This window comes from Leisingera sp. F5, from assembly GCF_001593695.1.
The window spans coordinates 69,687-84,482 of sequence record NZ_LUKH01000017.1 but is presented as its reverse complement, the minus strand read 5'-3'; the positions used below and the strand labels follow the sequence as shown (position 1 = coordinate 84,482).

Here is a 14,796-nt window from a genome sequence, read left to right as displayed (position 1 = left end):
CCGTCATGCAGGCATATGATATCAAGGTAACGCTGGGCCGCCGCAGCATCCTGAAGGGGGTGGATTTTGAGGCCCGCCCCGGCGAAGTCACTGCCATTGCGGGGCCGAACGGATCGGGCAAAACCACGCTGCTGCGGGCGATGACCGGCGAGGTGCCGTTCTCCGGGCGGGTGCTGCTGAACGGGCGCGATACCGCGGGTTTGAAACCCTGGGAGCTGGCCGTCGTCCGTGCGGTGCAGCCGCAATCCGCTGCCATCGCCTTTCCCTTTACGGTGCTGGAGATTATCCGCCTGGGCCTGCGCGCCGGGCTGGCGGCAGGGGACAGCGATCTGCCGCTGCGCGCACTGGAGCAGGTGGATCTGGCGGGGTTTGCGCACCGGTTCTATCAGGATCTGTCGGGCGGCGAGCAGCAGCGGGTGCAGCTGGCGCGGGTGATGGTGCAGGTCTGGGAGCCGGTGCTGGACGGCGTGCCGCGCTGGCTGATCCTGGATGAGCCGGTGGCCAGTCTGGATATCGGCCATCAGTTCACGGTGATGGATCTGGCGCGCAGTTATGCGGCGCGCGGCGGCGGCGTGGTGGCGGTGATGCATGATCTGAACCTCACCGCGATGTTCGCCGACCGGATCACCCTGATCCATGCAGGCCGGGTGGCCGCGGACGGCGTGCCGGCGGAGGTGCTGACCAATGACACGCTGGCGCAGGTCTATGGCTGTCCGGTTCCGGTGAACCGGGTGCCGCCCGCCGGTGTGCCGTTCCTGCTGCCGCAGGCGCGCGCGGTCTGAAGCAGGGCGCGCATCGGGGCAAGGGGCGCAATCCCGGTCTGGCCAGCATCCTGTCCAAAGGGTATTGGAGCGGGCATGACTGATACTTTGCCTCCGTGCCCCGAATGCGCCTCTGCCTATACCTATCAGGTGGACGCCCTGCTGATCTGTCCCGAATGCGCGCATGAATGGGCGGCGGAGGCGGCGGGCGGCGAGGCTGCCGAAGTGCGCGACAGCGTCGGCAATCTGCTGGCCGACGGCGACACGGTCACGGTCATCAAGGACCTGAAGCTGAAGGGAACGTCCTCGGTTATCAAGGTCGGCACCAAGGTCCGGGGCATCCGGCTGGTCGATGGCGATCACGACATTGATTGCAAGGTGCCGGGGGTCGGCCCGATCGGCCTGAAATCGCAGTTTGTAAAGAAAGTGTCCGGCTAAGACCGCTGCCGGGCCTCGGCCTGCCATTGCAGGAAGGCGTTGAACAGCTGCTGCTGGGTGCTGATGCCAAGTTTGGCATAGGCGTTCCTGCGGTGGGTTTTGACCGTCGGCAGCGCAATCCCCAGGGTCAGGCTGATCGACAGGCTGGAGTGGCCCTTGAGGATCAGCTGCACGATCTCCGCTTCGCGCGGGGACAGGGTGCTGCGGGCGAAGTCCTGCAGCTTCCGGTCCGGTTCTGCCGGGGCCGGGCTGTCTGTCCGGCGGCACCAAAGCTGGCGGAAGGCAGCCGCAAACAGCGGCAGGAAGGGATGCAGCCGGGCCAGCAAATCATCCGGAAAACCGCCCTCGGCGGCGGGCCGGGCAAAGCTGATTTCGCCCATGGCCCCCTCTGGCAGCTCTACCAGCAGGGTGAGTTCCTGCAGCCCGGCGGGCCAGCCGGGAGTGCGGTAGCCGATTTCCTCGGCGTCTTCGGCCAGAACGCCGGCGGCTTCCGGGGAGAAGTTCCAATTGTCGGGTGCCAGATCCGCCATCCGGTACAGCCCCGGCGGCAACCCGTCGAGGATTGCGTTATAGACCGGGTTCAGCAGATAGGTGCTGCCGGCATAAAGCTGCACCGCATCTTTGGCGGCGCCTTCGGGATAGGTGTCGCACAAGTAAACCGGGCGCCGGCCCTTGCGGTTGACCACGCAGAAGGCGGCGGTGAAGGGCAGCAGATGGCCGGCGGCGGCGATCAGATCCGGCGCGCCGCCATGGCCGTCGATGACGCCGGCCAGTGCCTGGGCCGCTCCTGCGATGTCAGTGCCTTGGAATTCCACAGTCGCCTCCCGGTCCGGGCGCCATAGCACGGCAGGGCGCGCGGCGCATCATCCTTGGGGATGATGGCAAGGACAGGCAAGGCGGCTTAGGGTCCGGGGGGCGGCCGTGCCTGAGCATAAGGAGCAACCCCATGCATATAGATCCCTTTGGCGTCGAAATCTGGATGAACGAATGGGAGACCAAATGCGAATGGAACCTGGCCGAGACCTGTGTTGAAAGCCTGACCATCGCAGAGCTGCTGCAGCTGGCGGGCAAGACCCGCGCAGACCTGTCCGACCTGCTGGGCATGAAGATGACCTATGGCGCCATTGAGGGCTCGGACCGGCTGCGGCGCGCCATTGCGGCGCTGTACACGCGGCAGGAGGTGGAAAACACCATCGTCACCCATGGCACCATCGGCGCCAATATGCTGGTGCATAAGGCGCTGGTGTCGCGCGGCGACCGCGTGGTGGCGGTGGTTCCAACATACCAGCAGCATTATTCGATCCCGGCCAGTATCGGCGCGGAGGTGCATCAGCTGCAGTTGCGCGAGGAAGACGGGTTTCTGCCGGATCTTGATGCGCTGCGGGCACTGGTCACGCCGGATATCAAACTGATTGCCATCAACAATCCCAACAACCCCACCGGCGCGCTGATGGACCGGGAGATGCTGGTGGAGATCGCCGCGATTGCCCGTGCGGCCGGCGCCTGGATCCTGTGCGACGAGGTCTACCGCGGCACCGATCAGGAGGGGGGCGGCGTGACCGCCTCGATCGCGGATATCTATGAAAAGGGGATTTCCACCGCCGGAATGTCCAAAGCCTATTCCCTGGCGGGGCTGCGGCTGGGCTGGATTGCGGCGCCGCGGGAGGTGATTGAAACCGTGTCCGTTCACCGCGATTACGACACCATTTCCGTGAGCATGATCGACGACCATTTTGCCGCGCTGGCGCTGGAGAACCGGGATCAGGTTCTGGCGCGCAGCCAGCGCATCACCCGCGGCAATCTGGCGATCCTTGAGGCATGGGTGGACCGCGAGCCGCGGATGTCCTGGGTGAAGCCGCGCTCGGGCACCACGGCCTTGCTGAAATGCGATCTGCCGATGACATCGCGGGATTTCTGCGTGGCGCTGCTGCAGCAGACGGGGGTGATGTTCACGCCGGGGTCGGCCCTGGGCATGGAGGGGTCTGTCCGCATTGGGTACGCTAATGGGGCGGAGATCCTGACAGAAGGCCTGGCGCGGGTATCGGCGTTTTTGGCGGCGCAAGGCTAGGGCGCAGAGGGCCGGCAATTTGAACGCCGGCCCCCTGCCAGGTTCTGTACAGCGGATCAGCCGTGGGTGCGGGACTTTTGCGGGTCGTAGATCGGGCTTTCAGTCAGTGTTGCCGTTGTCTCCAAGGTTGCGCCGGCGACGTTCAGCACCGTTCCGGGGGCAAGCCCGGGGCGGACATGGGCCAGCGCCAGAGATTTCCCCAGCCGGTGCGAATAGCAGGGGCTGTTGATCACGCCGATCTCTTCACCGTTGAAGGACAGCGTCTCGCCGCCCTCAACCATGTCTGTGTGATCAATGTCGAGGCAGACATTGCTGATCTTCTCCGCACCCTTTGCTGCCATCACCGCGTCTTTGCCGCGGAAACCGCCCTTGGCGGCGCTGACGGTGAAGCCCAGGCCAACCTCCCAGGGGGTGTTGTCCGTACTCATGTCGTAGCCATAAAACAGCAGCCCGGCTTCGATCCGGACTTTGTCCAGCGCGGTGAAGGAGCAGGGCATCACGCCGGTGGCCGCCAGCTGGTCCCAGATATCAGTGATCACCTCGGCGCCGGCAAAGATTTCATAGCCGCGCTCGCCTGAATAGCCGGTGCGCGATATCCGGCAGGGATGGCCGAACAAGGTGGCCGGGGTGTGTTCGAAATACCCAAGTGCGGCCAGATCGGTGTCGCAGTGGGGGTTCAGGATCTCCAGCGCTGCCGGGCCTTGCACAGATACGTCATGCAGGTCGTCGGTGAATTCCAGGAAAACGTCGCGGCCTTCAGCAGAGGCTTCAAGCAGCGCCATGGTATCGCCGGAGCCATGCACGATCATCCACTCACCGCCGCCGTTGTTCGACACGATGGCGTCGTCTGCAATGCCGCCTTCCTCGGTCAGAACGCACAGGTAGGCTGCCTTGCCCGGGGTGACTTTGCTAAGGTCGCGGGTGGTCAGGTGGTCCAGTACGGCCTGCGCGTCAACCCCGCGGACAAACACCTTTTTCAGCGGCGACATGTCGAACATGCCGGCCCGCTCGCGCACCGCGTCGTGTTCGTCGTTGGGGTCGGAGCTGTAGCTCCAGGCGGTGCCCATGCCGTTCCAGTCCTCCAACCCCGATCCAAGGGCGGTGTGGCGGGAGGCAAGCGCCGATGTGCGGCTCAGTTCTGCGGTCATCTCATGGTCCTTTTTCAATACCATTCGTCGGGCATGGCGGCTTTGCGCTCCGCCACGAAGTCATTCAGGGCGGTGCGGGTGCTGTCCGGCATCGGCGGCGGCTGATACTCTGCCAGCATTTGCTGCCAGCGCGTGGTTGCGCGCTGGTCTGCGGTCAGGCGGCCGTTTTCGTCCCATGTCTCATAAGGGCCGGCATCGGCGATCTGCGGCTCAAAGTTGGCGGTGGTGTAGTGGCGCAAGGTGTGGCCTGTGGAGAGGAAGTTCTCCCCCGGCCCGGCCTCGGCATAGGCATCGCGGCCAAAGGCCTCGTCATCGGTTCCGAACCCTTGCAGCATCTTCAGCATGGCGCCGCAGTGGTCGAGATCCATGATGAACTTCTCATATGACATCACCAGCCCGCCCTCGAGCCAGCCCGCCGCGTGCCAGACCTGATGGCCGCCGGACAGCAGCGTTGCCCACATCGCGCCGGCGCTGTCCTGCATCGCTTGGCCGTCGGGCGCATTTGAGGCGGTGACCTGGCCGCCGCCGGAGCGCACCGGCACCCCCAGCCGGCGGCCCAGCTGGGTGATTGCCATGGTGGTCAGATTGGCCTCGGGCGAGCCGAAGGTCAGCGCGCCGCTGCGCAGGTTCATGGAGGAATGGAAACTGCCGAACACCACCGGGCAGCCGGGGCGCACCAGCTGGGTGAGGGCAATGCCGACCATTGCCTCGGCCAGGGTCTGGGCGGCGACAGCAGCCGGGGAGAGCGGCCCCATGGCACCGGCAAAAATGGCCGGTGAGATGCAGACGCATTGATTGGCCGCCGCGTAAATGCGCAGGGCGCCGGACATGGTCTCGTCATAGATCATCGGTGAGTTGACGTTGATATTGGCCTGCATCACCGCGTGGCGGTCCAGAAAATCCGCACCAAAGGCGATCCGGGCCATATCAATGCTGTCCTGCGCGCCTTGTGCTGAGGTGACGCCGCCCATAAACGGTTTGTCTGACAGGGTGAGATGCGCCAGCATCATGTCCAGATGCCGTTTGTTCACCGGCACATCCGTCGGTTCCACCACGGTGCCGCCGGAATGGTGCAGCGCCGGGGACTGATGCGCGAGCTTAACGAAATTCTCGAAATCCTCCAGCGTGGCATAGCGGCGGCCCTGCGCCAGATCGCTGACGAAGGGCGAGCCGTAGCCCGGCATCAGCACCAGGTTATCGCCGCCCAGGGTGACCGTGCGGGCGGGGTCGCGGCCATGCAGCTGAAACCCGGCCGGTGCGGTGGCGCAGAGCTGGCGGACATGGCCCGGCGCGAAGCGGACGCGGGGACCATCGACCGTTGCGCCGGCCTCAGCCAGCAGCCCGAGAGCAATAGCGTCGCCGCGGAATTCAACCCCGATATGCTCGAGAATCCAATCCGCCTGGGCCTCAATCCGGATCAGTGAGGTCTCATCCAGCAGGTCATAGGCGGGGATCTTGCGGCGCTGATACACCGGTGCCGCCTGCGGGGCATTGTGCCGGGTCAGCCGCCCCCGGCGCGACCGGCCGCGCTGGGTGATATGCGTATCAGCGTTCATATTTCCCAACTTTTTAGCTCCCGGATAAACTTGATGACGTCAATATTTTAGGAATCTTAGCGTCCGGCAATCGATTTTATTTGCGCACTGCGTTCAGGAAATTTACACGCTAGTTCCATGCCAGTAGAATTCCGCCACCACGACAGCCTGCGCCTGTTTGCCGAAATCGCCCGCTACCGCAGTTTTTCCGATGCCGCCGAGGCCCTGAACATGACCAAAGGCGCGGTCAGCTATCAGGTCAAAACGCTGGAGGCGGATCTGGGCTTTGCCCTGTTCCAGCGCAATGCCCGGGGGGTGGAGATCACTGCGGCAGGGCAGAAGCTGCTGACCGCCTGCCAAAGCCATTACGAGGATATTGAGGCCGGGATTCTGGCGCTGAAGGGTCTGTCCAGCCGCACGCTGACCGTGGGTGTCTCAACCTATTTTGCCGCCCGCTGGCTGTCGCCGCGGCTGATGTCGTTCATGCAGGAGCACCCGGATATCCAGCTGCGGCTGCAGCCGATGATCCGGCTGTTCGATTTGGAGGCGCAAGGCGTGGATATCGCAATCCGCTGGGGCAGCGGCCATTGGGAAGACGGGGAGATCACCCCGTTTCTGCCTTGTCCGGCCTATCCCGTTGGCAATGCGGCGGCGCTGGAACAGGTGGAGCGGCAGGGCATAGCGCAGGCGGTTTCCAGCATGACGCTGCTGCGCGACCACGATGACAGCAACGCCTGGACCCACTGGCGGCAAGTGGCCGGGCTGCCGCAGCAGGCGCGCCGGGATGCGCTGATCATCCCCGACCCCAACGTGCGGGTGCAGGCGGTCATCGACGGGCAGGGGATTGCGCTGATGGACGCGCTGATTGCGCGCGAGCTGGAAGAGGCCAAGCTGTTCCGCCTGTCGGAACAGGCTTTGACGGACTATGGCTACTTCCTGGTGCGTCCGCGGCAAAGCAGGCTGCAGACCAGCGTCAAGGCCTTTGCCGATTGGCTGCAAAGCCAGTAGCGGCTCTGGCGCCGGGTGGCGATTGTTGCCTGCTGCAAACGCAGCAGCGGTTGATACTTGCTATGCAAATCTGGGACGGCACGCATAGCCAAGGGATGGCTGCCGTTTTGCCGCTTGCCGCTGGGTTCACCCCTTTATAAACCGCCGCGTTGGCATCTTTGCAGCAGATCGATCACCGGAGTCGAACTGCGGCTGAAGAAAACCGGGTCCCCTAAACCCGCCTCTCCGATCTGGTCAACCCGGCGCATGTCAGCAGCTTCGAGCGGCTGAAGGGCAAAGATACCTGCCATATTGAGATCCCCGGCCTGGCCAAAATTTTGGTGTCTCGCGCGGATATGCATCTTGTGCGGCAAGCCGCGAAAATCGAATAGTTTCTGATGCTTAAGGCGTGGATGCAAACAATCTTCTATCCGTTGCACTGTATCCCTGTCTTAGCACGTAAACCCGGCGTTTTGCGCAATGCCGCACCCTTCAAGGAGTGGGATTTCCCCGTTGCCATTCGGCGCGCGGGACGCAAGCTGGAACGCCAATCCGGTGGTGACCGGCAAATGCTAGAAACCTCGGGGCTGTCCTGACGGATAGGCAGGAGGCCGTCTAAGCTGCACGTACAGATGCGCTGTCCCGCAATGCTCATTCCGTCTGCCTCCTCTTGAATATCCTGGCGTGCTATCGCGAATCGCTACCGTCCCTGGCAATCGCAACCCCGGAGGCATTGCGGCTGGCTTAATCCGCCGCCGCTCCGAAGGACGCTGAACCCACCCTGTCACTGAAACATGGGGGCTTAGCTGGTTGTCAGATGATGAGCTCCCTTTCCGGTACGAAAACTGTCCTGTCGCGCCAGCTGCACATCATGACGACAGCGAGCTTTCGGGATGCCGCCACCGCAGTTTTCTTGAAGCCCTTCCGGTCTTGCAGTCTTTTTGGCCCAGGCGCGCAGCTGTGATGGATTTTTAGCGTGAGTGATCAAGCCGGTTGCAGCGGCGTAAAGCAATCCGCGCCGATCACGATTCCCGCATTTTGATATTCAGAGGGTCCAGTCCATATCTCCGGATTGGTGGCGCCGCGGCGTGAGGCGGCGGGAAAGGCCACCTTTGCGCGCTAGATTCTGAGATCGCCGTTCATCGCATACGCGGTCGCGCTGGCTTCTGTGGATCGGGATAAACATACCCGCCATCACGCCGAACGCTGGGCTGGTCCGATTTGCATCGGCGAGCTGGCCACGGAAGCCCAGCCGCAGCTTTGCATGGCCTGCAGCCCGCATACAGGTTCCGAAGAGTTTAAGCACACCACGCACAAGCGCTTCCAGGTCCCTGCGCATTCTGATCAGGTCCTCCCATGCGCCAATAAGAGCGCGGATCCGCTCTGACGCTTCGTTTCTGATATGAACCCGGTGGAACCAGCCGGTGCGATCGGATCTGCCAGCCCCTCGGCATCACCGGGATCGGACTCACTGATCCGCCCCGGCAGCGCCTTGTGCGCCCCGTGAAGCTGGTAAACGCGCCTTGCCAAGCCGATACTGATGATAGTAATTCCGGTCGTGGATGCTTCTGCCTTATGTGATGGTTTCAACCTTATCACAATGGCATACTGTAATACCGTCAGGAACGGGCATCCACGCATCAGCAAAGCCGAGGTGCGCATAAGCTGCCGGACTATTGGCGCGCTCTATTCATCTACTATTAAAATCTTCTATTTTCGCCACATTTCCACCGAATTTCGGCCACTACTCAATCAGAGCGAAAAAGGAACCTACGGCAAGGCAAATCTTTGTTGGCGGTTGAAAATGTCGATCTATACAGTGAGTGGTGAGGCCGGTAGTGACGCCTATGAAACGGTTAGCGAAGATCACTTTGGTGTCAATTTAGTTACAATATACGATGAAGAGTTTGGAGACCCAACGTCTGAACTCGCGGCGCTTGTGGAAAAATTGGGTATCACAAACCTCAGGTTTCCGGGGGGGTCTGCCACAGAACATTACTTCGACATGGCTCAACCGAATGCGAGCATTTCAAGCTTTGATCCCGAACAAGAGCTTTTACCTATGGATCAGATGTTTGAGCAGGCGGGGAAGTCTGAACTGTCTGTCTCAATAGTTGTTCCCACGAAACAAGCGTTTTCCCAAAGTGCTGCAGAGGCAATGCTGGCCGGATCTTATGGAGAGCGGCGAGAAATCAAAGAAAAATACTTTAATGAACTGCGTGAATTTATTAAGATGAGCCTTTTAGAGGCCAAAAAAAACGGGGTGCCAATATCTGCGATCGAAATCGGCAACGAGTTTTGGGGGGCTGGTCAAATGACCGCCACCGAGTATGGTTTTTTGGCATCCCAAATTTTGCCCTTCATTGAGAAAGTTATTAATGATCTGGGAGAGGCGGTTCCCGCATTAATTATTCAAGGCATTTCTGCTGCATCCGAAAAATATTCACCGAAGGATACAATTGACCTGTTCGTCAATGCAGATGAGCATCCCTCATCCATAAAAACAAAGTCAGAAATGGAGGCCGAATTTGGCGAGGAGATGCCGACAGGCTGGGTCTCTGTGAACGTGCTTGGGCAGGGCAGCGCCTATGATCAAATCTCAGATTTATCTGACAATGTTAATGAAAACCCAAATGCCGCGAACCTTGTTTCCGGTATTGTTGGTCACTATTACATTAGAGGCGGGTTTTCCGATGTGGATGCTGGAAAAGAATTTTTCTTCTCGCAGCTGTCCCGGCTTGAAAACTTGCTGGACAGGTCTGAAGACCTGCCTCAGGTTTCCTTTCACATAACAGAATGGAATGCAAATGCCGCTAATGCGGAGAACAATAGAGGCCTTCAACATTCAGCCATGATGGTGGAAATGTTCTATGAGCAACTCACGCATGGCGTGGACACATCTCAAATATGGCCTCTGACATTCGACAAGTCGCAGGGAATTACTCTTACAGATATAGAGCAACGGAATTTAACTATTGCCGGAGAGACTTTTGGGCTGATGCGGGAAACCCTAGTTGGTCTCACTCCCATAGTAGACTGGTCAATTGATAATCAAGTTGATGTCCATGGCTTTGGTGATGAGGATGAGTATGTTTTTGTGATTTCCGAACGAAGTGGTTTCGAGCAGTCAGGTGCAAACTTCGACTTTTCCAGTTTTTTAGGTGAAGGTAATTACTTTGCTAAGGTGGTAAATTTATCCGACGGCGATTCCGGTGGAGCTGATCATAGAGCTGTTCCAATTTTGAAATATACACAAAGTAGAATAACCAGTGATGGTCTCGCGGAAGTTGACTTAGATCCTTGGTCTCTTGCATTTGTAGAGTTCACCAAGATTGGCAATCAGAGCGACATGGTTGTCGGCAGTGATCGCAAGGATATTATGCGCGGCCTCTCTGAAGGGGACTACCTGGATGGGAAGTCTGCAGGTGACAAAATTTTTGGAAAGGGCGGGAACGACACATTGTTTGGCGGGGTAGGCCGCGATGTCTTGATCGGAGGAAAAGGCAGTGACGTCCTCAGCGGTGGCGTCGGCCGCGACAAGATGATTGGTGGAAAAGGGCACGACACTATTGACGGCGGGGCTTGGGACGATAGCATTTATGGCGGAACCGGCCAAGACAGCCTAACTGGCGGTTCTGGTAGGGACGAAATTCGAGGTGGAGCGGGGAAAGACATAATTTATGGAGGCGGCTGGAGCGACACTCTGCATGGTGGAGCTTCCCGCGACAGTATTTTTGGAGGGTCAGGGAAAGATTATATTGAAGGCGGAAAAGGAAATGATGTCGCTTCTGGCGGAGAGTGGAGTGATACCGTGATAGGAGGAGCGGGTGACGATCAGATAAATGGGGAGCAAGGCGCCGATACTCTGGTTGATGGAAAAGGTGAGGATACTGTTTCTGGGGGTACTGGAGCTGATCATTTTGTATTTTCGGCAGATCATTCAAAAGATTTTTTGAATGACTTTGAGTTTGGGTTGGATGTTCTCGATGTGAGGGAATGGGAGATTAATTCTCCTAATTCAATTGAAATCGGCAGCGACTTGGAAAATTTACATGGGGAGCAAAGTTCTTGGATAAGAGTTGGCAATGAACTGCTGATCTTCAAAGGAGCAAGCTCTACTCAGGTTGGAGATTTAGTGCTTTCGGACCTGTTTTTATATTGACCGCCAAAGAACACGACTTGATCTACCATTCATTCTCTTTTTGAGAGCTAGGCTCTGGCCCCATTGATTTGGTTGCTGCCGCCGCGCCGGGCTGATTCAATCTCCTGAACTTCAGGAGGCGTGATGAGCAACTTGTTTTGGCTGATCGGCGAACAAATGGCGCGCTTGAGACCGTACTTTCCAAAGAGCCATGGTAAGCCGCGTGTGGATGACCGGCGTGTGTTGAGCGGAATTATCTTCATCAATCGCAAAGGGTTGCGTTGGTCGGATGCTCCAAGGGAGTATGGCCCGCCGAAGATGCTCTACAACCGCTGGAAGCGATGGAGCGACAAAGGCGTGTTTGCCCGGATAATGCAAGGACTGGCTTCCGAGCACTCGGATTACAAGGCGATCATGATCCCCTCTCATTGATTGCAGCGCAATCAACTGTCAGGCAGTGGACGCGACCTACCTGAAAGCCCACCGCACGGCCTCCAGCCTTGCGGCGGAAAAGGGGGCGCGGACGTCTGATTCCTTGCCTGGCAGGGCATTGCGCAGCAATGTCCCGAGAGGGGGCGAACCAAGGGCGGCATGAATACCAAACTTCATGCCGTCACAGATGCCTCTGGCCGTCCAATCCGGTTCTTCATGACCGCCGGGCAGGTCAGTGACTATACGGGTGCCAGGGCGCTCCTGAGAAGCTTGCCCGCTGCCGATTGGATGATTGCCGACCGGGGCTATGATGCCGACTGGCATCCGGGATGCCTTGAAAGACAAGGGGATACGTCCTTGCATCCCAGGCAGGAAGTCGCGTGGCAAACCCGTTCGATACGACAAGCGCAGGTACAAGCGGCGCAACCGCATCGAGATCATGTTCGGCCGATTGAAGGATTAGCGGCGTGTCGCCACCCGTTACGACAGATGTCCGAAAATCTTCCTCTCAGCCATCGCGCTCGCCGCCGCCGTCATCTTCTGGCTTTGAAACTTTATGAGGCTGGAACCTAGGGCTTCGCTGTATCACACATGCCGAACCAAATATGGAAATCTTAATCTGGGTTTTCGCCAGCTTTCTGACATTGAGCAATCGCGGGCCGTTGTCAGCGCGCAACCCGGCGCACCGCTGTCAGCAGGGAAGGATCAAGCCCTGCTGCACCGCCCGGACCACAGCAAAGGTCCGGGTGTTCACGTCCAGGGCGGCCATCGCATTTCTGATGTGAAAGTCGACTGTGTGGCGGCTGATGTTGAGTATGATCTCGATTTCTGCTGAAGATTTCCCCAATGCTGCAAGCTGCAGGCATTCCAGTGCCCGCGGGGAAATGCCGCCTGTTGCCTGGGTTTCGCTTTCAGGGGGAACGGTGTCGCTCACCGCCTGGCCAATCAGCTGACCGTAATAGGTTGCACGTGACAAGTCCTTGTCTGAATAGGTTTTTTTCCGGGAGCTTGAGAAGGACACGATCTGAATGCTGCCGTCGAACTGCCGCGAGGACAGCAGCACCCCGGAATGAATACCGAAATCGCCGGCCGCTTTGTAAACCTGATCATGTTTCTTCTGAAACGATGCGCAGTTCCGGACGGTTTGCCAGCAAATGGCCCGGCTTGTGCGGGGGGCAAACTGGATGACGGGATCAGACCCGATCAGGCCTGTGCTGCAGTAATGTGCCGTCCACTCGTCGGGGAAGTTTGTCTTCATGCTTTGCTGTGCCGCAGTGATGCCGCGCGTGGTTTTCGCGGTTATGTGGCAGGCGGCGAAATACTCAAAATCCGTGCTGCCCTGAAGTTCGCTGAATAGGCTGTCCACAATGGAACCGCGCGCGTTGCATCCGCTAGAAACAGCATTCTGCATCACCAAATCCTACATGAATGAAACTTACGTACGGTTATTTCAGGTTAACCTAAGGCGCAACTTATAATTGTGACGCACCCTGGCGCAGATCTGCTAAGCGGTCGTGGGAGGGAATACGCCGATGCAGGGTCTTTTCCTCACTCAGGGTTGCATTTCCGGGTCAGACTCACACTTTTGGGTAAAGCATCCCTGGCAGAGACCCGACTTCTGATGACCAAGACATTTCTCACCCTCGCAATCGTCTTTTTACTGGCCGGTCTGGCCGTCACAGCCGCCTTGCGGGTCTGGCCGGCGCAGAGCGCCCGGGCGATGATCTCGGCCTTTGTCTATGCCTCCGGATTGGCGGCGAAACAGGCCGAAACCAAGGCCGGCACAGTGCATTATCTGGAGGGCGGCGAGGGCGAGACGGTTGTGCTGCTGCACGGGATCTTTGCGCGCAAGGAGCATTGGATCGACATGACCCGGCAGCTGGGCGGAGACTACCGCGTCATCGCGCTGGATCTGCCTGGATTCGGGGACAATGCCGTGCTGCCGGAAGGGGAGTATGAGTATACCGAGCAGGCGCAGAACCTGATGGCGGTGCTGGATACGCTTGGGGTGGAGCGTTTCCATCTGGCCGCGAATTCGATGGGCGGACAGATTGCCGGCCTGGTGGCCACGCAGTTTCCTGACCGGGTCGCCAGTGTTGCCTTCATCGGCAGCCCCGTCGGTGTGAATTCGCCGCAGGAAAGCAAGTTTGAGGCGGCCATGCGGACAGAGCAGAAAACCCTGGTGGTCGACAGCCGCGAGTCTTTTGAACAGCGCAACGCCTTGCTGTTCCCGGAAAAACCTTATGTGCCTGCCGTGATTGAAAACCTGTGGGCGGGGCAGGAAATCGCCAATGCGCCGGCAAACCGGCGGATCTGGCAGGAGGTCAACGGCTCAGATACGGTTCCCTTGCAGGCGCTTGCCGCCCGTATCACCCAGCCAAGCCTGATAGTCTGGTGCCGCGAAGACCGGATTTTCGATCCCAGCGGCGCCGCGGTTCTGGCAGAGGCCCTGCCGGATGCGCAACTGGTCTGGCTGGATCAATGCGGCCATGTGCCGATGCTGGACCAGCCGGCCGGGTCGGGCCGGGCGCTGCGCGCCTTTCTGGATGCGCAGCACTAGGGCTGGGCGAATCCCGGTCTCTCCGGTGAGCGCAGCCAAGCCCGTGTGCAACTATCAGGTTACAGTGTTTACCGCTGCGCGGATCGACCTGACACTGCCACTCAAATTCAGGGAAACGGGGCTTGGGTGACATGCGGACGATCATCGTGAACAACCGGAATATCGGGAAATACGCGCACTACTGGCGTGCGCATTTCAAGCTGCGGCATCAGATATTCGTTGAGCGGCTGGGCTGGGACCTGAACAGCTACGGCGGCATGGAGTTCGATGAATTCGACACGCCGGCAACGGAATATGTCCTGTGCATCAACAATGCAGACGAGGTGGTCGGCGTCTCGCGCCTGCTGCCGACATCCTGCACCTATATGATCGAAAAGAGCTTTTCGCAGGAATATGACGGGCCGCTGCCCAAAAGCGACCGCGTCTGGGAAGCGACACGGTTCGGCGTTTGCCGGTCCCTGAGCGGCGCCGAGCGGTCTGAGGCAATCGACGCCATCACCAGCCGGATCTACCATTTCGGCCAGCAGCAGGGCCTGTCCGAGTTTCTGCTGCTTATGCCGCTGTTCATCTATGCGCGGATCCTGATCCCGCGCGGGTATGACCTGGAGGTTCTCGGCAAGCCCTGGCGGTGCGGCAATATGACCATCGCCGTTGCCCGGGTCCGGATTGAACCGGCCGAAAGCACAATCCGCCTGACCGCCTGACCGGCGTCCGGACTGCGTTCAT

At 59.4% G+C, this 14,796-nt stretch carries 14 protein-coding genes; 9 read left to right on the top strand and 5 right to left on the bottom strand.

Annotated features, from left to right (window positions below):
* Positions 1-5 precede the first annotated feature (5 nt).
* Together A2I95_RS13670 and A2I95_RS13665 are read left to right on the top strand one after the other, a co-directional pair.
* Positions 6-782, top strand: coding sequence for a heme ABC transporter ATP-binding protein (locus tag A2I95_RS13670; protein ID WP_291730387.1), 777 nt, complete (start codon positions 6-8; stop codon positions 780-782).
* A gap of 75 nt (positions 783-857) precedes the next feature.
* Positions 858-1,199, top strand: coding sequence for a zinc ribbon domain-containing protein YjdM (locus tag A2I95_RS13665; RefSeq protein WP_291730386.1), 342 nt, complete (start codon positions 858-860; stop codon positions 1,197-1,199).
* Here A2I95_RS13665 and A2I95_RS13660 read toward each other — a convergent pair.
* Positions 1,196-2,014 carry a helix-turn-helix transcriptional regulator gene (locus A2I95_RS13660; protein WP_291730385.1) on the bottom strand — a complete coding sequence of 273 codons (819 nt, stop codon included), beginning with the start codon at positions 2,012-2,014 and terminating at the stop codon, positions 1,196-1,198. The genes A2I95_RS13665 and A2I95_RS13660 overlap by 4 nt on opposite strands.
* A 131-nt stretch (positions 2,015-2,145) precedes the next feature.
* On the opposite strand from A2I95_RS13660, the gene A2I95_RS13655 reads away from it, so the two are divergent.
* Positions 2,146-3,267: an aminotransferase gene (locus A2I95_RS13655; RefSeq protein ID WP_291730384.1), complete on the top strand. Its 1,122-nt coding sequence runs from the start codon at positions 2,146-2,148 to the stop codon at positions 3,265-3,267.
* Positions 3,268-3,323: 56 nt separating this feature from the next.
* On the opposite strand, the gene A2I95_RS13650 is transcribed toward A2I95_RS13655, so the two are convergent.
* Both A2I95_RS13650 and A2I95_RS13645 read right to left on the bottom strand, forming a co-directional pair.
* Entirely contained in the window at positions 3,324-4,415 is a 1,092-nt protein-coding gene (locus tag A2I95_RS13650; RefSeq protein ID WP_291730383.1) for an aminomethyltransferase family protein, read from the bottom strand.
* A gap of 14 nt (positions 4,416-4,429) precedes the next feature.
* Positions 4,430-5,971: a trimethylamine methyltransferase family protein gene (locus tag A2I95_RS13645; RefSeq protein ID WP_291730381.1), complete on the bottom strand. Its 1,542-nt coding sequence runs from the start codon at positions 5,969-5,971 to the stop codon at positions 4,430-4,432.
* 117 nt (positions 5,972-6,088) lie between these two features.
* Between A2I95_RS13645 and A2I95_RS13640 the strand changes: the two genes are divergently transcribed.
* On the top strand, positions 6,089-6,958 hold the full coding sequence (locus tag A2I95_RS13640) for a LysR substrate-binding domain-containing protein (protein WP_291730380.1): 870 nt from the start codon (positions 6,089-6,091) through the stop codon (positions 6,956-6,958).
* 134 nt (positions 6,959-7,092) lie between these two features.
* On the opposite strand, the gene A2I95_RS13635 is transcribed toward A2I95_RS13640, so the two are convergent.
* Positions 7,093-7,377 carry a hypothetical protein gene (locus tag A2I95_RS13635; RefSeq protein WP_291730379.1) on the bottom strand — a complete coding sequence of 95 codons (285 nt, stop codon included), beginning with the start codon at positions 7,375-7,377 and terminating at the stop codon, positions 7,093-7,095.
* Between the two features lie 1,100 nt (positions 7,378-8,477).
* Here A2I95_RS13635 and A2I95_RS13630 point away from each other — a divergent pair.
* From A2I95_RS13630 to A2I95_RS42555, 3 genes are all read left to right on the top strand, one after another.
* Positions 8,478-11,099, top strand: coding sequence for a calcium-binding protein (locus tag A2I95_RS13630; protein WP_291730378.1), 2,622 nt, complete (start codon positions 8,478-8,480; stop codon positions 11,097-11,099).
* A 123-nt stretch (positions 11,100-11,222) separates the two neighbouring features.
* On the top strand, positions 11,223-11,510 hold the full coding sequence (locus A2I95_RS42560) for a transposase (RefSeq protein ID WP_367151534.1): 288 nt from the start codon (positions 11,223-11,225) through the stop codon (positions 11,508-11,510).
* 159 nt (positions 11,511-11,669) lie between these two features.
* Positions 11,670-12,083, top strand: coding sequence for a transposase (locus A2I95_RS42555; RefSeq protein WP_367151532.1), 414 nt, complete (start codon positions 11,670-11,672; stop codon positions 12,081-12,083).
* 118 nt (positions 12,084-12,201) lie between these two features.
* Here A2I95_RS42555 and A2I95_RS13620 read toward each other — a convergent pair whose 3' ends face one another.
* The gene (locus A2I95_RS13620) at positions 12,202-12,921 is read right to left on the bottom strand and encodes a LuxR family transcriptional regulator (protein ID WP_291730377.1); all 720 of its coding nucleotides are present in this window, start codon (positions 12,919-12,921) and stop codon (positions 12,202-12,204) included.
* A gap of 210 nt (positions 12,922-13,131) precedes the next feature.
* Between A2I95_RS13620 and A2I95_RS13615 the strand changes: the two genes are divergently transcribed.
* Both A2I95_RS13615 and A2I95_RS13610 read left to right on the top strand, forming a co-directional pair.
* On the top strand, positions 13,132-14,070 hold the full coding sequence (locus tag A2I95_RS13615; RefSeq protein ID WP_291730376.1) for an alpha/beta hydrolase: 939 nt from the start codon (positions 13,132-13,134) through the stop codon (positions 14,068-14,070).
* Between the two features lie 131 nt (positions 14,071-14,201).
* Positions 14,202-14,774: an acyl-homoserine-lactone synthase gene (locus tag A2I95_RS13610; RefSeq protein WP_291730423.1), complete on the top strand. Its 573-nt coding sequence runs from the start codon at positions 14,202-14,204 to the stop codon at positions 14,772-14,774.
* The last annotated feature ends 22 nt before the right edge of the window (positions 14,775-14,796 follow it).

Coding starts and splice junctions, on each gene's coding strand:
- A2I95_RS13670 (WP_291730387.1), top strand. CDS start 6: ATGCAGGCATATGATATCAAGGTAACGCTGGGCCGCCGCAGCATCCTG.
- A2I95_RS13665 (WP_291730386.1), top strand. CDS start 858: ATGACTGATACTTTGCCTCCGTGCCCCGAATGCGCCTCTGCCTATACC.
- A2I95_RS13655 (WP_291730384.1), top strand. CDS start 2,146: ATGCATATAGATCCCTTTGGCGTCGAAATCTGGATGAACGAATGGGAG.
- A2I95_RS13650 (WP_291730383.1), bottom strand. CDS start 4,415: ATGACCGCAGAACTGAGCCGCACATCGGCGCTTGCCTCCCGCCACACC.
- A2I95_RS13645 (WP_291730381.1), bottom strand. CDS start 5,971: ATGAACGCTGATACGCATATCACCCAGCGCGGCCGGTCGCGCCGGGGG.
- A2I95_RS13640 (WP_291730380.1), top strand. CDS start 6,089: ATGCCAGTAGAATTCCGCCACCACGACAGCCTGCGCCTGTTTGCCGAA.
- A2I95_RS13630 (WP_291730378.1), top strand. CDS start 8,478: ATGATAGTAATTCCGGTCGTGGATGCTTCTGCCTTATGTGATGGTTTC.
- A2I95_RS42560 (WP_367151534.1), top strand. CDS start 11,223: ATGAGCAACTTGTTTTGGCTGATCGGCGAACAAATGGCGCGCTTGAGA.
- A2I95_RS42555 (WP_367151532.1), top strand. CDS start 11,670: ATGAATACCAAACTTCATGCCGTCACAGATGCCTCTGGCCGTCCAATC.
- A2I95_RS13620 (WP_291730377.1), bottom strand. CDS start 12,921: ATGCAGAATGCTGTTTCTAGCGGATGCAACGCGCGCGGTTCCATTGTG.
- A2I95_RS13615 (WP_291730376.1), top strand. CDS start 13,132: ATGACCAAGACATTTCTCACCCTCGCAATCGTCTTTTTACTGGCCGGT.
- A2I95_RS13610 (WP_291730423.1), top strand. CDS start 14,202: ATGCGGACGATCATCGTGAACAACCGGAATATCGGGAAATACGCGCAC.